Below are 20,206 nucleotides of genomic sequence, written 5' to 3' on the forward strand. Positions count from 1 at the left end.
GTGACGACCGAGCAGTCCCGCATCCTCATCGTGGACGACGAGCCCGCCGTACGCGAGGCCCTGCAGCGCAGCCTCTCCTTCGAGGGGTACGCGACGGAGCTCGCCGTCGACGGGCTCGACGCGCTGGACAAGGCCGCCGCCTTCGCGCCCGACCTGATCGTCCTGGACGTCCTCATGCCCCGGATGGACGGCCTCACCGCCGCCCGCCGGCTGCGCGCCACGGGCGTACGCACGCCGATCCTCATGCTCACCGCCCGGGACACCGTCGGCGACCGGGTCACCGGGCTGGACGCGGGGGCGGACGACTACCTCGTCAAGCCGTTCGAGCTCGACGAGCTCTTCGCCCGCATCCGCGCCCTGCTGCGCCGCTCCTCGTACGCGGGCGGCGCGGCGGAGGAGCCCGCGGACGACGCGCTGGAGTTCGCCGACCTGCGGATGGACCTCGCGACCCGGGAGGTCGTACGGGGCGGACGGGTCATCGAGCTGACGCGGACGGAGTTCACGCTGCTGGAGCTGTTCCTGTCGCATCCGCGGCAGGTGCTCACGCGGGAGCAGATCCTGAAGGCGGTGTGGGGCTTCGACTTCGAGCCGTCGTCGAACTCCCTCGACGTGTACGTGATGTACCTGCGGCGCAAGACGGAGGCGGACGGCGCGCCCCGGCTGGTGCACACGGTACGGGGCGTGGGCTACGTCCTGCGCTCCCCCGAGGCCCCCCGGTGACCGGCCGCCTCCGGCGCCTCCCGCTGCGCTCGCGCCTGGCGCTCCTCACCGCGTGCGCGGTGGCGGTGGCGGTAGCGGTGGCCGCGCTCGCCTGCTGGGTGATCACCCGGGGCCAGCTGATGGACCAGCTGGACCGGTCGCTGCGGCAGGCCCAGGCGCCCACCGACCCGGGGTCCTTCCGGTACGGCTGCGTCGGCGAACGGGAGGACACCGGCCTGCCCCGGGGGCCCGTGGGTCCGGGCATGGGCTCGGTCGTGCTCGAGGACCTCACCGCCCAGTGGGTGCTGCCGGACGGCACGGCCTGCCTCACCGGCGGCGAGCACACGATCGCGACCACGGAGACGGACCGGGGGATCGCCGCGGTCTCGGGCACCGGCCCGCGCGGCGATCGCGCGGGCGTCATCCACACGGTCGACTCGCACGGCGAACCCTGGCGCGTCTACACCCGGCCCGGCGGCCTCATCCAGAGCAACAGCCCAGACCTCGACGGCCAGCCGTTCGCCATCTCGATCGCCCGCCCCCTCAGCGAGGTCACCGACCCCCTGACCACCCTCGCCTGGGTCCTGGCCGGGGTGGCCGGAGCCGGCGTCCTGGTGGCCGGCGCCGCCGGCCTCGGCATCGCCCGCGCCGGCCTGCGCCCCGTCGACCGGCTCACCGGCACGGTCGAGCACATCGCCCAGACCGAGGACCTCAGCGTCCGCATCCCCGTGGCGGGCGACGACGAGATCGCCCGCCTCTCCCGCTCCTTCAACGCCATGACCGAGGCCCTCGCCTCCTCCCGCGACCGCCAGCAGCAGCTCATCGCCGACGCCGGGCACGAGCTGCGGACCCCGCTGACCAGCCTCCGTACGAACATCGAGCTCCTCGTCCGCAGCGAGCAGACCGGCCGCCCCCTGCCCCCGGACGACCGCGCCGAGCTGCTGACGTCCGTCAAGGCGCAGATGACCGAACTCGCCGCCCTCATCGGCGACCTCCAGGAGCTCTCCCGCCCCGACGCCGACCCGCACGGCCGGCCACTCCCCGTAGTCGCCCTGCACGACATCGCCGGGCGGGCCGTGGAGCGGGCGCGGCTGCGCGGCGCCGGCATCGCGATCGGCGCCGAGCTGACGCCCTGGTACGTACGGGGGGAGCCCGCCGCGCTGGAGCGGGCGCTGGTGAACCTGCTCGACAACGCGGTGAAATTCTCCCCGTCCGGGGGAACGGTCGACGTCCGGCTGACGGACGGCGAGCTCACTGTCCGTGACCACGGGGCCGGAATCGCACCCGCAGACCTGCCACACGTGTTCGAACGCTTCTGGCGCTCCCCCGGCGCGCGGAGCCTGCCGGGATCCGGACTCGGGCTGTCGATCGTGGCGCGAACCGCCCAACAGACGGGCGGCACCGTGCATCTGGCGCCGGCGAAGGGCGGCGGGACGGTCGCGGTGCTACGCCTTCCGGGTGCCGCGACGCCTCCACCCGATATTTAGTACGAAAGATATTAAACAGGCGAACGAAACATACGGTATGAAACGCCACTGACGAGTGACGGTGAGGGCATATGCCCCGGGCCCGAGCCATCGTTTCCACATGCGAAACCTCAGCCTCTTCACAGCCGGCACCGCCGCGCTGATCGCACTCTCCGCGCCGGCAACGGCCACCGCCGCCCAGGCACCGTCCGAGTCCTTCCGTCAGCCGGAGGCCGCCTCCCACCTGATCCTGATCGCGCAGGAGACGCGCAGCGGCGACCCGCTGGACGTCGCCTACCTCGAGTGCGCCCCTCCCGGCGGCACGCACCCCACCCCGCGCGAGGCGTGCGGGGAACTCCGCAAGGCGGGCGGTGACTTCCGCAAGCTCGACCACAAGCGGGGCCGCTGCACCCGCGAGTTCAACCCGGTCCGCCTGTACGCCTACGGCAACTGGCAGCGCAAGGACGTCAAGTTCGTCTCGAAGGTCTACCCGAACCGGTGTGAGGCCAACTTGGCGACCGCCAACGTCTTCAAGTACTGAGGGCACCGTCCCCCGGGAATGAGACGGCCGGTGCGGGGAGACCCCGCACCGGCCGTTTCGTCGTGCGCCGCGGATCAGCTGACGACGTTCACCCGGTCGGCGGCCGGCGGCTGCAGCGGCGCGGACGCCGACGAGTTGGCCGCCAGGTACTGCTCCAGGGCCGCGAGGTCGTCGCTGCCGACGAGCGGGTTCGTGCCCTTGGCGATCTCGGCGAAGCCGTCGCCGCCGCCCGCGAGGAACGAGTTGACGGCGACCCGGTAGGTCGCGGCGGGGTCCAGCGGAGCGCCGGCCACCAGCACCGAGTCCGCGACGATCCGGTCGGCGCCGGTACGCGTCATGTCCAGCGTGTACGTCACACCGGCCGGCTGAAGGATCTTCGGCGACGCCGCGTTGAGGCCGCTGACCTGCTGCTGGAGCACGGTGAGCAGCTGTGCGCCGGTCAGGTCCAGCAGGTTCACCGTGTTGGCGAACGGCTGCACCGTGAACGCCTCCCGGTACGTCACCACACCGTCGCCCTCACCCATCGGGGACGAGGCGTACGTCAGATCGGCCCGAACCCCGCCGGGGTTCATCAGCGCCACCGACGCCTTCGGGTCGAGGCTCTGGGCGTGTGCGAGCTGGGCGTCCGCGATCAGGTTGCCGAGCGGCGAGTCGTCCGGACCCCCACTCGGCTTGATGTCTCCGGCGATCCAGCCGATCGGCCGGTTGGCGACCGGGGCCGCCATGTCCTGGTAGTGCTTGATCAGCGACGTCATGTCGGACGCGGCGGTGCCCCGGTACACGACGTGGTTCGCGGACGCGACGGCCGTACGCACGATGTCGTCGGTGGCCTTGTCGTACGTCAGCGTCGTGTCGGTGAAGAGCCGCCCGAACGACGAGGCGGAGGTGACCAGTCGGTGGTTGCCCGCCGGGTCGGGGATGTCGCAGACGTACGCGTTGTGCGTGTGCCCGGTGACCAGCGCGTCGACCTTCGGCGAGACACCCTTGGCGATGTCCACGATCGGGCCGGAGACACCGGTGCCCGGACCGCCGGAGTCACAGTCGTAGTTGTACGAGCCGTTGACCGGGACGCCGCCCTCGTGGATCAGCGCGACGATCGACTTGACGCCCTGCTGCTGCAGCTTGTCGGCGTACTTGTTGATCGTCTCGACCTCGTCGCCGAACGACAGGCCCTTGATGCCCTCGGCGGAGACGATGTTCGGCGTGCCCTCGAGCGTGACGCCGATGAAGCCGATCTTCACGCCGTCCTTCTGCCACACGAACGTGGGGTCGAGGACGGGCTTGCCGGTCGTGTCGTCGGTGACGTTCGCCGCGAGGTACGGGAAGTCGGAGCCCTCGAAGGTCCGCCCCTCCTCGTAGCAGCCGTCGACCGGGTGGCAGCCGCCGTCGCGCATGCGCTGCAGCTCGGCCCGGCCCTCGTCGAACTCGTGGTTGCCGACGCTCGTGACGTCCAGGCCGAGGCCGTTCATCGCCTCGATGGTCGGCTCGTCGTGGAACAGCGCGGAGGTGATCGGGCTGGCGCCGATCAGGTCACCGGCCGCCGCGGTGATGCTGTAGCGCTTACCGGCGCGGGCGTCGCGCAGCGCGGTCGTCAGGTACTCCACACCACCGGCGCCCTCGATGGTCTTCACGCTGCCGTCCGGCTGGATCTCGGTGAGCCGGCCGGAGGAACCCGTGGGAACCTCGAGGTTGCCGTGGAAGTCGTTGAAGGACAGCAACTGCACATCGACCGTGCGCCCGTTGTCCTTCACGGGCTTCTCGGCGATGCCCGGGGCGCTGGCGCCCGCGGGCTGGGCCGCCCCCATCAGCCCGGCGGTGGCGGCCAGCAGGGCCACCCCGCTCACATAGGTACGAACCCTCATGCACTCTCCCCACAAACACGCGACGGGTTGTCAAGACGGGGGGCAGCCTAAGGTCAACGCGCGTAGCGTGTCACGGCCCGGGAGTGAAATATGGGTGAACCGTGGCCGTTCCGGAGGCGCACGCTCCGGGCGGGGAGAAGCCGGACACCCGCTTGGCGGGCCCCACGATTCCGCAGCTCACCGCGCAGGGCCTAGCATGCGCACCATGAGTGACTCCGGAGCCGCTGCGTCGCATCTCTCCCGCCGGGTGGAGTTCCACGACGAACTCACGCCCTCCCAGGTCTACGCGGTGCTCGCGCTGCTGGACGCGGCGGCCCGGACCGACGGCCGCCAGGCCGTGTCCGAGCAGGGCCGGCTGCAGCTGCGCGGCGGCCGGCGTCCCGGCGTACGGCATCTGCTGCTGCACGACCGCGCGGAGCTCGCCGGCTACGCGCAACTGGAGGACAACGACCCGGTGGAGGCCCCCGCGGCCGAGCTGGTCGTCCACCCCGCGCACCGGCGGCACGGCCACGGGCGGGCCGTCATGCAGGCGCTGCTGGAGGAGTCCGGGCACCGGCTGCGGGTGTGGGCGCACGGCGGTCATCCGGCGGCGCGTCATCTGGCGCAGCTGCTGGGCCTGACCCTGTTCCGCGAGCTGCGCCAGATGCGACGCCCGCTGGCGGACCTCGACCTGCCCGAGCCGTCGTTCCCGCCGGACGTGTCCGTACGGACCTTCGTCCCCGGCGAGGACGACGCGGCGTGGCTCGCGCTGAACGCGGCGTCGTTCGCCCACCACCCCGAGCAGGGCACGCTCACCCAGCGGGACCTCGACGACCGCAAGGCGGAGCCGTGGTTCGACCCGCGCGGCTTCTTCCTCGCCGAGCGGGACGGGAAGCTGATCGGCTTCCACTGGACGAAGGTGCACAGCGCCGAACGCCTCGGCGAGGTGTACGTCCTGGGCGTCGACCCCGCGGCCCAGGGCGGCGGCCTGGGCAAGGCGCTGACCACGGTGGGCCTGCGCTATCTGGCCCGGGACCGGGCGATGCCGACGGCGATGCTGTACGTCGACGCGGACAATGTACCGGCGGTGACGGTGTACGAGCGGCTGGGGTTCACGACGCACGAGACGGATCTGATGTACCGCACGGAGGGCTGAGCGCCGGCGGCCCGCACCCGGAACCCCGGCCGACCCGCTTGTCCGGCTGGGGGTCCGGGGGTTATCCCCCGGAAGAATGCAGCGCCGCCAGCGCCGCGTCGATCAGCTCCCGGTCCCGGTCCCGCGTCAGCCGCGCCCGCGCCGGCCCGGCGGGCAGCCACAGCAACCGGTCCACCTCGTCGTTCGGCGTGAAGCGGCCCGTACCCGCCTCGGCCTCCCAGTACTCGACGGTCTTCGGCCGCCCGTCCACCTCGTAGTGGGCGGCCGGCAGCCGGGCCCCGGGCGCGCAGCGGTAGCCCGTCTCCTCCTCGACCTCGCGCAGCGCGCCGGCCAGGGCGTCCTCGCCGCGCTTCAGCTTGCCCTTGGGATGCGACCAGTCGTCCCACCGCGGCCGGTGGACGAGGGCGATCTCGACCGGCCCGCCCCCGGGCGCATGCCGCCACAGCACGCACCCGGCGGCGCGGATCGTGTCCGTCATCCCGCTCCCCGCTCCCACAGCCGCCCGAAGGTGAAGCGCGCCGCCTCCACCTCGTGCCGCTGGTCGGCGTGCAGCACCCCCAGCGCGTACGCCGTGGGCGGCGTGATGCGCGGGGTGTGCGCGGCGGCGGCCGCGGCCTCGGCGGCCTGCTCGGCGTCCCGGTGCCGGTCCAGGGCTCGTCCGGCCGCCGTCAGATGCGGCGGCGCGGCGGGGGCGAGGAGCTCGTGGGCGTACCGGACGTGGCGCAACAGCGTCCGTACCTGACGCCACGGCACGTCCTGCGCCGCCCCCGGATCGAGCCCCCGCGCCAGCGCCTCCGCGTTGTACGGGTGACCGGCCCGCCGCAGCGGTAACCGGGCGACGGCCTCCGCCAGCCGCTTCTCCGCGGCCTCCACGGCGTCCCGCAGCACATCCGCCGAGCCCTCCCCCGCCGGGGGAGCCTCCGACGCCAGCAGCGCCACCGCGTCCACGGCGGCGTGGAACCGCCCCGACCCCATCGCGTCCAGCGCCGCGGTGTGCGCCCGGCCGCGCGCCAGCCCGAGCCTGCGCCGCAGCAGCGCCGCCGCCCGCGCCGCCCCGGCCGCCCGGCCGGAGCCCGCCTCGTCCGCGCCGCTCAGCCGGTGCAGGCCCGCCAGCAGCCGCTCCAGCCGGGCCGCCTGGACGTGCTCACGGACGATCAGCTCGGAGAACCACTGGAGCTCCCCGCACAGCTGCCGCGCCCACTCCGGATCGGTCTTCCCCGGATGCGCGCCCAGCGTGACGCAGATCCGCCGCGCCGCGCCGCGTACGAGCCATGCCGCGTCGGCCGCCGGACGGCCTCCGGCCTCGTCGTACTGCCGCAGGCCGCGCAGCAGCTCCGTGGCCCGCGCCCCCAGATAGTCCGCCAGCACCGTACGGGCGGCGCCGCCCCCCGCCGGCCGTGCGGCCGCCTCACCCCGAACCACGCCGGCGCCTCCGGGCGTCGATGAGCATCTCCTGGACGTTGGGCAGCCGCTGCCCCTCCGGATCGAGGCTCTGGCGCTCCCAGGTGCCGTCCGGGCCGAGCTCCCAGGCGTCCACCGTGTCCGACATCCCCGTGTCGAGGAGCTTGACCAGGGACGCCCGGTGGGACGGGTCGGTGACCCGCACCAGGGCCTCGATGCGGCGGTCGAGGTTGCGGTGCATCATGTCGGCGCTGCCGATCCAGACCTCGGGCTCGCCGGCGTTCTCGAAGATGAACACCCGGGAGTGCTCGAGGAAGCGGCCCAGCACGCTGCGCACCCGTACGTTCTCCGACAGCCCGGCCACCCCCGGGCGGACGGCGCAGATGCCGCGGACCCAGACGTCGACCACGACGCCCGCCTGCGAGGCGCGGTAGAGGGCGTCTATGACGGCCTCGTCCACCAGCGAGTTGATCTTGAAGCGGACGTGCGCGGGCCGCCCCGCGCGGGCGTTGGCGGCCTCCTTGTTGATCCGCTGCACCAGCCCGTCGCGCAGGGACGTCGGGGCGACGAGGAGGCGGCGGTAGGACTCGCGGCGCGAGTAGCCGGAGAGCCGGTTGAACAGGTCGGACAGGTCCGCGCCCACCTGCGGGTCCGCGGTGAGGAGGCCGATGTCCTCGTACAGCCGCGCGGTCTTGGGGTGGTAGTTGCCGGTGCCGACATGGCTGTAGCGGCGCAGCGTCTCGCCCTCCTGGCGGACGACCAGCGACAGCTTGCAGTGGGTCTTCAGGCCGACGAGCCCGTAGACCACATGGCAGCCGGCCTCCTCCAGCTTGCGCGCCCACTTGATGTTCGCCTGCTCGTCGAAGCGGGCCTTGATCTCGACCAGGACCAGCACCTGCTTGCCGCTCTCGGCGGCGTCGATGAGCGCGTCGACGATGGGGCTGTCGCCGGACGTCCGGTACAGCGTCTGCTTGATCGCCAGCACGTCCGGGTCGGCGGCGGCCTGCTCCAGGAACGCCTGCACGGAGGTGGAGAAGCTGTCGTACGGGTGGTGCAGCAGCACGTCCCGCTTGCGCAGCGCGTCGAAGATGTCGGGCGCGGACGCGGACTCGACCTCGGCGAGGTCGCGGTGGGTGCCGGCGATGTACTTGGGGTACTTGAGCTCCGCCCGGTCCTGGGAGGCGATGCCGAACAGGCCCGTCAGGTCCAGCGGGCCGGGCAGCGGATAGACCTCGGCCTCGGAGATCTTCAGCTCGCGGACCAGCAGGTCCAGTACGTACGGGTCGATCGACTCCTCGACCTCCAGCCGTACGGGCGGGCCGAAGCGGCGGCGCATGAGCTCCTTCTCCAGCGCCTTCAGCAGGTTCTCCGCGTCGTCCTCCTCGACCTCCAGGTCCTCGTTGCGCGTGACCCGGAAGGTGTGGTGGGCCAGCACCTCCATGCCGGGGAAGAGCTCCTCCAGATGCGCCGCGATGACGTCCTCGAGGGGGACGAAGCGCTGGACGCCGCTGTGGTTGCCGACCTCCAGGAAGCGCGAGAGGAGCGGGGGGACCTTGACGCGGGCGAAGTGCTCGTGGCCGGAGACGGGGTTGCGTACGACGACGGCCAGATTCAGGGACAGGCCCGATATGTACGGGAACGGGTGGGCGGGGTCGACCGCCAGGGGCGTCAGCACGGGGAAGATCTGCTGGCGGAACAGGGTGAACAGGCGGGCCTGCTCCTTGTCCGTCAGCTCGTGCCACCGGATCAGGTGGATGCCCTCGTCGGCCAGCGCGGGGGCGACGTCCTGCTGGTAGCAGGCGGCGTGCCGGGCCATCAGCTCGCGCGAGCGGGTCCAGATCAGCTCCAGCACCTCGCGGGGCTGCAGTCCGCTGGCGCTGCGGGTGGCGACTCCGGTGGCGATCCGGCGCTTCAGGCCGGCGACGCGGACCATGAAGAACTCGTCGAGGTTGCTGGCGAAGATGGCCAGGAAGTTCGCCCGTTCGAGCAGCGGGGTCGCCGGGTCCTCGGCGAGCTCCAGGACCCGCTCGTTGAACGCCAGCCAGGAGCGCTCGCGGTCCAGGAACCGGCCCTGCGGCAGCTCGACACCGCCCTCGGCGTCGTCCTCGTAGTCGTCGGCGTCCGCGTCGATGTCGGGGTCCATCCCGGGTACGCCCGTCACGGCCACGGCGTGCGGCCGGTGGGCGGCGATGGAGCCGACGGAGGGCTGGGCCGCGGACTGGGCGGCGGGCTGGCCGGAGCGCGAGGTCACCGGGACGGCGGTCACGCCGTCGGCGGATCGGGGCTCGGCGGTGGTGGCGGGCTCTTCCATGCCCTCATTGTTCCGCGCCCCGGCCGGTTCGGGCACGGCGAGGCCCGGAGCCGGGGGCTCCGCATCCCGTACGGACGGCAGGTCGCGTACGGCAGCGAGGGGGGTGGTGGGGCGCCGCATGGGCCGATCGTCGCAAGCCCGCCTTAACCGTCGGTAACGGCAAGGTGGCGGGCGGGCGTCGTCGGCCGCGCACCCGCGGGAGGTACGCGGCCGGTACGTCCCTGTCCTACGCCAGCCACTCGCCCAGCAGGTACACCGCCGGGACCGCCATCGTCAGGGGCAGGGCGACGCCCGCCGTCAGGTGGACGAAGCGCGAGGGGCGGTCGTAGCTCGAGACGTGCAGCCCGGCCAGCGCCGCGGCGCCCGCCACCAGGCCCAGCAGCGCGCCCGCCACGCCCAGGGACGTGAAGGCGCCCGCCGCCGCGCCGATGACGGTCGCCCCGAAGAGCGCCACCAGCGGTGACGTGGTCGGCGGCAGCGGGATCGCGCGGACCACGGTGGCCGCCGCGACCGCGAGGGCGCCGACCGTGACGGCGGCGGGCTCGGCGGCGAGGTAGCCGGACGCGGCCACGGCGAACGCCGTCGACGCGAGGGTGGCGGAGAGGGCCGTGAGCCGTTCGGCGCCGGGGACGTCGCCGCGGACCTGCGCCGCGACCGCCAGCAGCAGCCAGACGCCGAGCGCCCCGAGGGCGGCGGCGGGGGCGTGCTCGCGGCCGGTGAACAGCATCGCGACGGACGCCGTGAGGCCGCCGGCGAACGCGACGGCGATGCCCTGGCGGGCGGGCCACATACCGTTCAGCCGGAACCAGCCGGCGGCCGTCACCGCCTGCAGGCCCAGCACGACGACGGCCAGCCCCGGACGTGCGAGGGGGGCCGCGACGGCCAGGGCCAGCGCGATGCCGGCGGTGATCCCGGCCGGCTCGAGACCGGGGGCGATCATCGTCGTGCCGCCCTCGCGCAGCTCCTCCGCGGACGGGAGGGGGCGGCGGCGGGTGGGGGCGCCGTAGACGGTGGGCTCGCTCTGGTTCGGGGGGACGCCGGGGGTGCCGGGTGCTGCCGGTCCGGGGCGCGCGGGGCGGGCGCCCCGCGCGGGGCGCGGGCGCCGGGGGGCCTGCTCCCCGGGGCGGCGCTCCCAGCCGTCGGGCCAGGGACCGCCCGCCGCGTCCTGCTGCGCCGGTACGGGCGGCATGACGGCGGTCATCTCCTGCGCGGCGGCGGCCACGGGCGGGAGGAACGCGGTCTCGGCGGCGTCGGTGGCGTAGGCGTGCTGACCGCCGTAGGAGCCACCGTCCGGGATACTCTGCTGACCGCCGTACGAGCCGCCCTCGGCGACACCTTGCGGACCGCCGTACGAGCCGCCCTCGGCGACGCCCTGCTGACCGCCGTACGAAGCACCCTCGGCGCCCCCGTACAGCGCGCTGCCGGGCACCCCCTGGGCACCCCCGTACGAACCACCCTCCGCGACGCCCTGCGCGCCCCCGTACGAGCCGCCGTGCGCCGGCGTCCCGTCGTAGCCGCCCTGCGGGTACCCCTCCGCCGGCAGCGAACCGTGCTGCCCGGGGGACGTGTGCTGGTCCTGCGCCGCGTACGCGGCGGTGTACCCCTCGCCGTACGGCGGCTGCTGATCGTGACCCTGCTGCGGCGCCTGCGCCTCGTCGTACGGCCACCCGGCGGGGGTCTGGCCGTACGCGGCGCCGTAAGGATCCTGTGGGTGTGTGCTCATCGCGCCCTACCCTCCCGCGAACGGCGGGAGAACCTCAACCGTCCCCCCGGTGACAAGCTGCACACCGGCGTGGTCCCGCGTCCCGACCGGGTCGCCGTCCACCAGGAACGAGCACCGCAGCAGCACCCGGGCGAACTCGGGCCGCCCCGCGTGCCGTTCCCGCGCGGCGTCCAGCGCCTCGGCGAGCGTGGCCGCCTCGTACGCCTCCTCGCCGGTACCCGCGGCGGCCTTGGCGGCGGCCCAGTACCGGATGGTGCCTCTGGCCGTCATCGGACGGCCTCCCTTCTGACGTACATGCGGCGTACATGATGCCCTCTCCCACGCAACCCGCCGCACCGGCCCCCCGGGCCAAGCGCGGGCAAAATCCTCCGCCCGCGCTCCGCTGAGCGCGAAAACCACTCGCACCACAGTGCGGACCTCAGCCTAGGCTGCTCGGGTGCTCGTCCGAATCTGCCGCACCTATCTGCGGCCCTACCGCCCCGACATCGCCAGGATCGTCGCGCTGCAGCTGCTGTCCGTCCTGGCCGTCCTCTATCTGCCGACGCTCAACGCCGACATCATCGACGACGGTGTCATCAAGGGCGACAGCGGACGCATCCTCGTCCTCGGCGGCTGGATGCTGGCCGTGACCGTCGTCCAGGTGGGCGCGTCGATCACCGCCGTCTACTACAGCGCCCGCACCGCGATGGGTCTGGGCCGGGACGTGCGCGCCGCGGTCTTCGACCGGGTGCAGTCGTTCTCCGCGCGGGAGATGGGGCACTTCGGGGCGCCGTCGCTGATCACCCGGACCACGAACGACGTCCAGCAGGTGCAGATGCTGGTCCAGATGACGTTCGTGATGATGGTCTCCGCGCCGATCATGGCGGTCGGCGGCGTGATCATGGCGCTCAACCAGGACGTGCCGCTGTCGGGGCTGCTGCTGGTGATCGTGCCGGTGCTGGCGGTCCTGGTGACGCTGATCGTGCGCCGGATGCGGCCGCTGTTCCGCGGGATGCAGGAGCGCATCGACAGCGTGAACCGGATCCTGCGCGAGCAGATCACCGGGATCCGGGTGATCCGGGCGTTCGTACGGGACGAGCACGAGCAGCGGCGGTTCGCCGGGGCCAACAACGAGCTGATGGACTACGCGGTCCGGGCCGGCCGGCTGATGGGGCTGATGTTCCCGACCGTGATGTTCGTGGTGAACCTGGCGAGCGTCGCGGTGGTGTACTTCGCCGCGCACCGGATCGACAGCGGGGACATGCAGATCGGGGCGCTGACGGCGTTCCTCTCGTACCTCATGTACATCCTGATGTCGATCATGATGGCCACGTTCATGTTCATGATGGTTCCGCGCGCGGAGGTCTGCGCCGAGCGGATCCAGGAGGTCATGGACACGGACACCTCCGTCGTCCCGCCGAAGGCTCCCGTGCGGACGGTCGAGCGGCGCGGACTGCTGGAGCTGCGGGACGTGGAGTTCCGCTACCCGGGCGCCGAGCAGCCGGTGCTGCGGGACATCGATCTCACCGCCGAGCCGGGCCGTACGACGGCCGTGATCGGCTCGACGGGCAGCGGCAAGTCCACCCTGCTGGGCCTGGTGCCGCGGCTGTTCGACGCCACGGGAGGGTCCGTACGGGTCGACGGCGTCGACGTGCGGGAGCTGGACCCCGGGGTGCTGGCGGACGTGATCGGGTTCGTACCGCAGAAGCCGTACCTCTTCGCCGGGACCGTGGCGTCCAATCTGCGCTACGGGCGGCCCGACGCGAGCGACGAGGAGCTGTGGCGGGCGCTGGAGACGGCGCAGGCGCGGGACTTCGTCGAGCAGCTGCCCGAGGGGCTCGAGGCGCCGGTCGCGCAGGGCGGGAGCAATGTCTCCGGCGGGCAGCGCCAGCGGCTCGCGATCGCCCGGGCGCTGGTGCGGCGGCCGGAGATCTACCTCTTCGACGACTCCTTCTCCGCCCTGGACTACGCCACCGACGCCCGGCTGCGCGCGGCGCTGGCCCGGGAGACGGGCGAGGCGACGGTCGTCATCGTCGCCCAGCGGGTGTCCACCATCCGTGACGCGGACCGGATCGTCGTCCTCGACGAGGGCGTGGTGGTCGGCAGCGGCACGCACCACGAGCTGATGGAGGGCAACGAGACCTACCGGGAGATCGTCCTCTCCCAGCTGACCGAGCAGGAGGCGGCGTGAGTTCCGACCAGGTCAAGCCCGCACCGCGGCGACCGCCCGCCGCCGCCGGCGGCCCCGGGCGCTGGATGGGCGCGGGGCCCGCCGAGCACGCGCTGGACTTCAAGGCGTCGGCCGTCCGGCTGCTGAAGCTGCTCAAGCCCGAGCGCGGCGTGATGACGGTCGTGCTGGTGCTGGCGGTCGCGAGCATCACGGCCACCGTCGTCGGGCCCAAGCTCCTCGGGCACGCCACGGACCTCATCGTCTCCGGTCTGGTGGGCCGCAGCCTGCCGGCCGGGACCACGGCCGAGGCCGCCGCCGAGCATCTGCGGGCGGAGGGCAACGGCACCCTCGCCGACATGATCACGAAGCTGGACGTCGTCCCCGGCGAGGGCGTCGACTTCACGGCCGTCGGGCAGGTGCTGGGCTGGGTGGCGCTGATCTACGCGGCGGCCTGGCTGTTCGGCGTGATCCAGGCGCGGATCGCGGCGGTCGTCGTCCAGCGGGCGGTGTTCCGGCTGCGGGAGCAGGTGGAGGAGAAGCTGTCGCGGCTGCCGCTGTCGTACTTCGACCGGCAGTCCCGGGGCGAGATCCTGTCCCGTACGACCAACGACATCGACAACATCGGGCAGTCGCTGCAGCAGACCCTCAGCCAGATCCTGGCGTCGCTGCTGACGATCGTCGGGGTGCTGGCGATGATGTTCTGGATCTCGCCGCTGCTGGCGCTGGTCGCGCTGATCACCGTGCCGGTGTCGGCGAAGGTCGCGACCCGGATCGGCAAGCGGGCGCAGCCGCAGTTCATCGCGCAGTGGAAGACGACGGGCACGCTGAACGCGCACATCGAGGAGATGTACACGGGCCACGCCGTCGTCAAGGTCTTCGGGCGGCAGCGGGAGTCGGCGGAGGTGTTCGCCGAGGAGAACGAGGAGCTGTACCGGTCGTCGTTCAAGGCGCAGTTCATCTCGGGGCTGATGCAGCCGGCGATGATGTTCATCGGCAACCTCAACTACGTGCTGGTCGCCGTCGTCGGCGGGCTGCGGGTGGCGTCGGGGGCGCTGTCGATCGGTGACGTGCAGGCGTTCATCCAGTACTCGCGGCAGTTCAGCCAGCCGCTGAGCCAGATCGCGTCCATGGCGAACCTCGTCCAGTCGGGCGTCGCGTCCGCCGAGCGGGTCTTCGAGCTGCTGGACGCCGGGGAGCAGGCCCCGGACCCGGTGCCGGCGGAGCGTCCGGAGCATGTACGGGGCCGGGTCTCGTTCGAGGACGTGACCTTCTCGTACGACCCGGAGAAGCCCCTCATCGAGGGCCTGTCGCTGTCCGTGGAGCCCGGCCAGACGGTCGCGATCGTCGGGCCGACGGGCGCCGGGAAGACCACGCTCGTCAATCTGCTGATGCGGTTCTACGAGGTCAGCGGCGGGCGGATCGTGCTGGACGGGGTGGACGTCGCGCGGATGACGCGGGACGGGCTGCGGTCGCAGATCGGGATGGTGCTGCAGGACACCTGGCTGTTCGGCGGGACGATAGCGGAGAACATCGCGTACGGGGCGCCGGCCGGGACGTCCCTCGACAAGATCGTCGAGGCGGCGAAGGCCACGCACGTGGACCGGTTCGTACGGACCCTGCCCGACGGCTACGACACGGTGATCGACGAGGAGGGCACGGGGGTCTCGGCGGGCGAGAAGCAGCTGATCACCATCGCGCGGGCGTTCCTCGCCGAGCCGGCGATCCTGGTGCTGGACGAGGCGACGTCGTCGGTGGACACGCGTACGGAGGTGCTGATCCAGCACGCGATGGCGGAGCTGCGTACGGGCCGGACGTCGTTCGTGATCGCGCACCGGCTGTCGACGATCCGGGACGCGGACGTGATCCTGGTGATGGAGCACGGCTCGATCGTGGAGCAGGGCAACCACGACACGCTCCTCGCGGCGGGCGGCGCGTACGCCCGGCTGTACGAGGCGCAGTTCGCGGCGCCGGTGGCGGAGGGCTAGGGACTGCGGGAACTCCCCGAAATATTTGTACAACCATTCGACTCCATCAGGAGTCTTCACGGCATTGACAGGATCATGTAACCCCTGGGAGCGCCGTGGAGCACACGCACGAACCCGGGACGGACGCCGAGGAGACGCCCGCCCCGGACGCGACACCGACGACGGACGCGGGGGCGGAGCAGCCCCCGACCGCGCCCCCGTCCCCCGAGCCGCCGCCGGCACCGGAGACCCCCGCCCCCGCCCCCGGCCGCCGGCGCGGGAAGACGACCGGCCTCATCGCCCTCGCCCTGGCCCTCGGCGCCGTGGCGGGCGCCTGCGCCGGGTTCGTCGTACAGTCCCGCCGCGACCCCACCCCGCTGCCGCCGCTGTCGCAGGGCACGCTCGGCGTGGACGAGGCCGCCGTGGTGACCGGGCCGGACGCGCCGCGCGTGAAGACGGACGGCGACCTGCGCAAGCTGCTGCTCAAGAAGCCGTCCGGCGCCACCACCGCGCCGGGGTTCAGTGCCGGCGGCGACTGGATCCCGCTGTACGCGTTCGCCGACGGGTTCGTCGAGCCCGACCGGATCTTCAAGGACAGCCTCCTGAACGACTACCGGCGCGGCGCCGCCACCGGCTGGGAGCGCGGCAACGAGGTCACCGAGGTGCGCCTCATCCAGTTCCACGACACGTCCGTGCTCGGCGCCCGCGACTACGCGCAAGGCCAGCTGGGCTATCTGCCGTCCGACGAGTTCGCGGGCAACCGCGGAAAGCTCGTTCCGGGCTCGGAGAGCGGCCGGGCGTTCGTCTACAGCAAGCCGGAGCAGAAGGCCGGCTACCTCCCGCTGTACAACGCCCGCGCGATCGCCGTACGCGGCGACGTGGTGCTGGACATCACCGTCTACGGGACCAGGCAGATCAGCATGAAGTACCTGATGGGGCTCGCCGAGAAGCAGCTGGAGCGCCTGTGACCGACGTACTCGCACCCGAACCCGCCCCCCGCCGCCGCCGCCCCCGCTTCGTCGCCCCCGTCCTCGTCACCCTCGCCGTCCTCGGCGCCACCGGCGGCGGCATCGCGTACGCCGCGGACTGGGTGCGGAACGCCGACACCACGGCCGACACCACGTACTGGCAGAAGGGCGTCGGCACCCCGAAGTCCGCCACCCGGTCCGCCGCCGGACACCAGGGCCTCGGCAAGCAGCTGCTGCCGATCGACGACACCGACTGGCACCCGGGCCCCGACATGGAGGAGTTCGGCAACGACGCCGAGCTCACCGGCAAGCAGGCCCTCGCCCTCCTCAAACAGAGCGCGGGCGGCCTGCCGCCCAAGCTGCGCCGGGCGTTCCGGAAGGAGATCGAGAAGCGGCACATCGAGGGCCAGGCGATGCGCTCGTACGCCTCCCTGGACGGGGACACCGTCGTCGAGATCCAGCTCACCCGGATGTCCGCGAAGGCGGCGAAGGAGACGACCGACTTCCAGAAGGACCTGTCGCACGTCCTGGACGACCTGCGGGCCGGCCCCGCGATCAAGGGCTACAAGTCGGCGGTCTGCTACTACGCGCCGAAGGACACCTGGCGCAAGCAGGACGTCCTGTACTGCACGGCCGCCAAGGGCGACGTGCTGCTCAACGCCGTCGCGTACGGCCCCCGCAAGCTCGACGGCACGTCCGTCGTGACCCTCCTGCGGGCCCAGCTCGACCGTATCTCCGCCGGGGAGTCCGCATGACCGAGACCGCGACGATCGCCCCGGCCCCGGAACCGGAGCCCGCACCGCCCGCCGAACCCGCCGCCCCCGCGCCATGCGCCGGACGCCGCCGGGTGCTGCGCGCCGTCGCCCGCTGGACGTGCGCGGTGCTGGCCTTCGCCGGCGCGGCGGCCGGTACGGCGCACTACGTCACCGGCAAGGAACGCGCCGACCTGCCGGGCCTGGCCACCGAGGACGACGGCCGCTGGGACTTCCCCCCGGTCAGGCTGCCGGCGCTCCCCGCCTCGCGGCCCGGCCCGTTCGCCGGGAGCAACCCCGCCCACATCCACCACGCCGACCTGCGCACCCTGCTGCTCCCGGCGCCGAAGGGCGCCGAGGCGGTCAAGGGCCTGCCGGGACGCGGCGGCTGGCTGTCGCTCACCGACTTCACGAAGCTGTACGACGAGGACGACCGCGCCGACCTCGCCGGCCCGCTGCGCGAGGCGGGCCTGCGGCACATCGCGGCCACCGGTTGGACCATGCCGGACGGCACCCGGACCCGGATCTACCTGCTGCGTTTCGGCGGCGAACCGGCGGCGACGGACGCGGCGAACTCGCTCTACGGGCTGTCCGACCCGCTGCCCGGCGACGCGCGGCTGGCGCAGACCGACAAGACCTGGACGGAGGACGGCGTCCGGGACAAGGTCGCCCGGGAGGTCTTCGACGAGGAGGCGCCGGTGGGCGACGTCCACCTTCGGTTCGCGGCGCTGCGGGCGGGCGACGTGGTGGGCCTGGTCGTACAGGAAACCGAGGGCGTCAGCGAGGCGGTCCCGTTCCACCAGACGGTGATCCTGCAGAGCAGGCTGCTCGACTGATGGCGGGGTGGGCGTGCGGGGGCTCAGTACACGAGCGCCTGCACGCCCTCCGCCATGATCTCCTTCACGAACATCTGGGCGCCGGCGATCCGGACGCCCTCGACGACGTCCTTCTCCTCGATGCCCCGGCGGGTCGCGCACTGCGTGCACAGGGTGATCAGACCGCCCGCCTGGATGCCCGCCATCAGGTCGGGCAGCGGGGCGGCGTGCGGGAGTTCGAACTCCGCCGCGCGGCCGGGGAGGGCGAACCACGCCGACTCCCCGGTCAGCCACAGCGACACCTCGACGCCGCTGGCGGCGGCGACGGCGGCCACCGTGAACGCCTGCGAGCAGCGTTCGGGGGCGTCCGTGCCGGAGGTCACCTTGATCACGAGCTTGTTGGGTGCGGCCATGCGGCCACTGTAGGGCCCGGCCGGTCCACGCATCGTGCCAGGTCGTGTGACGCGCGTGACGGAATCAAACGTTTGAGCGCTGAATAAGTTACGGAAGGGTAGTTTCCCTTCCCCCGATGCCTGACCACGAAACGCCCGAGAGGCGGACGACAGGGGGGCCAGTGACACCGAACGAGGACCACACCGGCAGCGTCCCGGCGGCGGAGGATCCACCGACGGCCCGGCTCACGCCGGTCGCCCCGGACGCGCCACCATCCATCACCGCACCCCCGCCCGCCGTGTCGCCACCGCCGCAGCACCCGTCGTACGGCGGCATCCCCGTACCACCGCCGGCCCCGGCGCCCCCGCGCCGCCGCGGCCGCATCGCGCTGCTGCTGGCCGCCGCCGCCCTCCTCGGCACCGTGGCCGGCGTGACGTACGGCTACCGCGTACAGGCCGACGAGCCGCCCACCGCGCTGCCGCCCCTCTCCCAGCCGGGGCTGGCGTACCCGAAGGCCCTGGCGGCGGGCAAGGAGCCGGACCCCCTCCCCGCGGCGCAGGACCACCGGACGAAGACCACGGGCGACCTGCGCAAGCTGCTGGTGAGCGCGCCGAAGGGCACCAAGAAGCCGGACTTCCTGCCGGGGGAGGGCGGCTGGGTCACGGCGTACGAGTTCGCCGAGGACTTCCAGGAGCCCGACTACATGTTCAAGAACCTGGTGGAGAGCGGCTACCGGCGCACCGCCGTCACCGCCTGGAGCCGCGGCCAGGGCCACGCCGTCATCGTGGAGCTGATCCAGTTCCACGACCAGCTCACGGCCGGCGCCGCGCAATACCTCGAGGAGCAGACGGCCTATCTGCCGGACGACGACTACGCCGGCAACGACGGCACCGCGATCCCGGGTTCGAGCGACGGGCTGCTCTTCGTCTTCGACTCGCCGGACACCGAGCCCGGCTATCTGCCGCTGTGGGAGGGCCGGGCGCTGGCCAGGCGCGGGGACATCGTGATGGACATCCACTTCATCAACACCAGCAAGGTCAGCGAGAAGGACGCGCTGGACCTCGCCCGCAAGCAGCTGGAGCGGCTATGACGTACAACGCCTTCCCCCCGCAGCCCACGCCCCCGCGCCCGCGCGGCCCCCTCGCGCTGATCGTCGCCACCGTCCTCGTCGCCGGCGCCTGTGGCGGCGGGCTGGCGTACGCGTATCTGACGGCGGACAAGGCCGACCGTACGGCGAAGACCACCGTCTGGAAGCCGCCGGGCCCCAAGGACAAGGACACCGCGGGCGGCCCCCTCACCGTCCACACGGGTCTGGGCACCAAGCTGCTGCCGATCCCCGACAACTACTCGGCGGGCCCGGACATCGACGAGTTCGGCAACGACGCGGAGCTGACCAGCAAGCAGGCCACCGCCCTGTTCAAGCAGAGCGGCCGCGGCCTTCCCCGCGCCGAGCGGCGCGAGTTCGACAAGTACGTGGACCGGATGAAGCTCAAGGGCATCGCGATGCGCTCGTACGCCTACAGCTCCGACGTACTCATCGAGATCCAGCTGGCCGAGATGACCCGGCGGTCGGCGACCGACTTCACGGCCTTCGAGGCGGAGCTGAACGAGCGGATCGGCAGCGCGAAGGGGCCGGGGATCGACGGCTACAAGGACGCCCGGTGCTTCGTCCGCAAGACCGAGTCGGACGACAAGCTCCAGGTCATGGACTGCACGGCCACCACCGGCAACATCCTCGTCTCCTTCTCGGCGTACGGCGTGAAGCCCCTGAACAAGACCGACGCCGCGTCCCTGCTGAAGAAGCAGCTCGACCACATCAAGTCCCCCGGAGAGGCAGCATGACCGAGCCGCCCCCGTACGCCCCGCAGCCCGCGGCCCCCTACAACGCCTGGCCCCAGCCCCCCGCCGCCCTCTCCGCCCAGTCCGGCGCGAAGCATCTGACGATGGCGTTCCTCCAGACCGCCACCGCCGGTTCGTGCACGCCGTACTGGAACGGCGACACGAGCATGCCGATCGCCCAGTCCGTC

Annotated in this window: 18 protein-coding genes and 1 pseudogene; 12 read left to right on the plus strand and 7 right to left on the minus strand. The window is 72.7% G+C overall.

What is annotated here, in order from left to right; genetic code table 11:
• The 3 genes from SRB5_RS16305 (at window position 1) to SRB5_RS16315 (ending at window position 2,706) form a co-directional block, all read left to right on the plus strand.
• Window positions 1-720 (plus strand): response regulator transcription factor, encoded by a 720-nt coding sequence (locus SRB5_RS16305; RefSeq protein WP_323377995.1) that lies wholly within the window; start codon window positions 1-3, stop codon window positions 718-720.
• The gene (locus tag SRB5_RS16310) at window positions 717-2,186 is read left to right on the plus strand and encodes a sensor histidine kinase (RefSeq protein WP_323377996.1); all 1,470 of its coding nucleotides are present in this window, start codon (window positions 717-719) and stop codon (window positions 2,184-2,186) included. Before SRB5_RS16305 ends, SRB5_RS16310 begins: the two co-directional genes overlap by 4 nt.
• Before the next feature lie 100 nt (window positions 2,187-2,286).
• Window positions 2,287-2,706, plus strand: coding sequence for an SSI family serine proteinase inhibitor (locus SRB5_RS16315; RefSeq protein ID WP_153452691.1), 420 nt, complete (start codon window positions 2,287-2,289; stop codon window positions 2,704-2,706).
• A gap of 74 nt (window positions 2,707-2,780) precedes the next feature.
• Here the strand turns inward: SRB5_RS16315 and SRB5_RS16320 are convergent, their stop codons facing one another.
• Window positions 2,781-4,568 (minus strand): bifunctional metallophosphatase/5'-nucleotidase, encoded by a 1,788-nt coding sequence (locus SRB5_RS16320; protein WP_153452692.1) that lies wholly within the window; start codon window positions 4,566-4,568, stop codon window positions 2,781-2,783.
• Window positions 4,569-4,773: 205 nt separating this feature from the next.
• Between SRB5_RS16320 and mshD the strand changes: the two genes are divergently transcribed.
• The gene (mshD, locus tag SRB5_RS16325) at window positions 4,774-5,703 is read left to right on the plus strand and encodes a mycothiol synthase (protein WP_153452693.1); all 930 of its coding nucleotides are present in this window, start codon (window positions 4,774-4,776) and stop codon (window positions 5,701-5,703) included.
• A gap of 61 nt (window positions 5,704-5,764) precedes the next feature.
• On the opposite strand, the gene SRB5_RS16330 is transcribed toward mshD, so the two are convergent.
• The 5 genes from SRB5_RS16330 to SRB5_RS16350 form a co-directional block, all read right to left on the minus strand.
• Window positions 5,765-6,181: an NUDIX hydrolase gene (locus SRB5_RS16330; RefSeq protein ID WP_153452694.1), complete on the minus strand. Its 417-nt coding sequence runs from the start codon at window positions 6,179-6,181 to the stop codon at window positions 5,765-5,767.
• Window positions 6,178-7,125: a CHAD domain-containing protein gene (locus tag SRB5_RS16335; protein ID WP_323377997.1), complete on the minus strand. Its 948-nt coding sequence runs from the start codon at window positions 7,123-7,125 to the stop codon at window positions 6,178-6,180. Before SRB5_RS16335 ends, SRB5_RS16330 begins: the two co-directional genes overlap by 4 nt.
• Complete coding sequence (locus SRB5_RS16340) at window positions 7,112-9,415, minus strand: RNA degradosome polyphosphate kinase (protein ID WP_153452735.1); 2,304 nt, start codon at window positions 9,413-9,415, stop codon at window positions 7,112-7,114. The genes SRB5_RS16335 and SRB5_RS16340 overlap by 14 nt, the downstream gene beginning before the upstream one ends.
• Window positions 9,416-9,641: 226 nt before the next feature.
• Window positions 9,642-11,138: a hypothetical protein gene (locus SRB5_RS16345; protein ID WP_153452695.1), complete on the minus strand. Its 1,497-nt coding sequence runs from the start codon at window positions 11,136-11,138 to the stop codon at window positions 9,642-9,644.
• 6 nt (window positions 11,139-11,144) lie between these two features.
• On the minus strand, window positions 11,145-11,408 hold the full coding sequence (locus SRB5_RS16350; protein ID WP_153452696.1) for a MoaD/ThiS family protein: 264 nt from the start codon (window positions 11,406-11,408) through the stop codon (window positions 11,145-11,147).
• A 166-nt stretch (window positions 11,409-11,574) separates the two neighbouring features.
• Between SRB5_RS16350 and SRB5_RS16355 the strand changes: the two genes are divergently transcribed.
• From SRB5_RS16355 to SRB5_RS16375, 5 genes are all read left to right on the plus strand, one after another.
• Window positions 11,575-13,308 carry an ABC transporter ATP-binding protein gene (locus SRB5_RS16355; protein WP_323377998.1) on the plus strand — a complete coding sequence of 578 codons (1,734 nt, stop codon included), beginning with the start codon at window positions 11,575-11,577 and terminating at the stop codon, window positions 13,306-13,308.
• A gap of 65 nt (window positions 13,309-13,373) precedes the next feature.
• Window positions 13,374-15,272, plus strand: a complete 1,899-nt coding sequence (locus tag SRB5_RS16360; protein ID WP_153452737.1) for an ABC transporter ATP-binding protein — start codon at window positions 13,374-13,376, stop codon at window positions 15,270-15,272.
• A 95-nt stretch (window positions 15,273-15,367) separates the two neighbouring features.
• Window positions 15,368-16,219 (plus strand): hypothetical protein, encoded by an 852-nt coding sequence (locus SRB5_RS16365; protein WP_153452697.1) that lies wholly within the window; start codon window positions 15,368-15,370, stop codon window positions 16,217-16,219.
• A complete protein-coding gene (locus SRB5_RS16370; RefSeq protein WP_153452698.1) occupies window positions 16,216-16,974 on the plus strand; it encodes a hypothetical protein in 759 nt (252 codons plus the stop codon). The genes SRB5_RS16365 and SRB5_RS16370 overlap by 4 nt, the downstream gene beginning before the upstream one ends.
• Entirely contained in the window at window positions 16,971-17,807 is an 837-nt protein-coding gene (locus SRB5_RS16375; RefSeq protein ID WP_153452699.1) for a hypothetical protein, read from the plus strand. Before SRB5_RS16370 ends, SRB5_RS16375 begins: the two co-directional genes overlap by 4 nt.
• 23 nt (window positions 17,808-17,830) lie before the next feature.
• Here the strand turns inward: SRB5_RS16375 and SRB5_RS16380 are convergent, their stop codons facing one another.
• A complete protein-coding gene (locus SRB5_RS16380) occupies window positions 17,831-18,199 on the minus strand; it encodes a DsrE family protein (protein ID WP_153452700.1) in 369 nt (122 codons plus the stop codon).
• Between the two features lie 161 nt (window positions 18,200-18,360).
• Here SRB5_RS16380 and SRB5_RS16385 point away from each other — a divergent pair, with 161 nt between their 5' ends.
• From SRB5_RS16385 to SRB5_RS16395, 3 genes and pseudogenes are all read left to right on the plus strand, one after another.
• Window positions 18,361-19,269 (plus strand): hypothetical protein, encoded by a 909-nt coding sequence (locus tag SRB5_RS16385; protein ID WP_228390085.1) that lies wholly within the window; start codon window positions 18,361-18,363, stop codon window positions 19,267-19,269.
• Window positions 19,266-20,021, plus strand: coding sequence for a hypothetical protein (locus tag SRB5_RS16390; protein ID WP_153452701.1), 756 nt, complete (start codon window positions 19,266-19,268; stop codon window positions 20,019-20,021). Before SRB5_RS16385 ends, SRB5_RS16390 begins: the two co-directional genes overlap by 4 nt.
• Window positions 20,018-20,206 (plus strand): annotated as a pseudogene (locus tag SRB5_RS16395) (chitinase); the annotation flags it as partial. The gene SRB5_RS16390 and the pseudogene SRB5_RS16395, both read left to right, overlap by 4 nt.

It is taken from the genome of Streptomyces smaragdinus, from assembly GCF_009604385.1.
Classification (GTDB): domain Bacteria; phylum Actinomycetota; class Actinomycetes; order Streptomycetales; family Streptomycetaceae; genus Streptomyces; species Streptomyces smaragdinus.

Bases quoted from the DNA above. Each gene is read 5' to 3' on its own strand.
- SRB5_RS16315 (WP_153452691.1), top strand. From the start codon at position 2,287: ATGCGAAACCTCAGCCTCTTCACAGCCGGCACCGCCGCGCTGATCGCA.
- SRB5_RS16320 (WP_153452692.1), bottom strand. From the start codon at position 4,568: ATGAGGGTTCGTACCTATGTGAGCGGGGTGGCCCTGCTGGCCGCCACC.
- mshD (WP_153452693.1), top strand. From the start codon at position 4,774: ATGAGTGACTCCGGAGCCGCTGCGTCGCATCTCTCCCGCCGGGTGGAG.
- SRB5_RS16330 (WP_153452694.1), bottom strand. From the start codon at position 6,181: ATGACGGACACGATCCGCGCCGCCGGGTGCGTGCTGTGGCGGCATGCG.
- SRB5_RS16340 (WP_153452735.1), bottom strand. From the start codon at position 9,415: ATGGAAGAGCCCGCCACCACCGCCGAGCCCCGATCCGCCGACGGCGTG.
- SRB5_RS16345 (WP_153452695.1), bottom strand. From the start codon at position 11,138: ATGAGCACACACCCACAGGATCCTTACGGCGCCGCGTACGGCCAGACC.
- SRB5_RS16350 (WP_153452696.1), bottom strand. From the start codon at position 11,408: ATGACGGCCAGAGGCACCATCCGGTACTGGGCCGCCGCCAAGGCCGCC.
- SRB5_RS16360 (WP_153452737.1), top strand. From the start codon at position 13,374: ATGGGCGCGGGGCCCGCCGAGCACGCGCTGGACTTCAAGGCGTCGGCC.
- SRB5_RS16375 (WP_153452699.1), top strand. From the start codon at position 16,971: ATGACCGAGACCGCGACGATCGCCCCGGCCCCGGAACCGGAGCCCGCA.
- SRB5_RS16380 (WP_153452700.1), bottom strand. From the start codon at position 18,199: ATGGCCGCACCCAACAAGCTCGTGATCAAGGTGACCTCCGGCACGGAC.
- SRB5_RS16390 (WP_153452701.1), top strand. From the start codon at position 19,266: ATGACGTACAACGCCTTCCCCCCGCAGCCCACGCCCCCGCGCCCGCGC.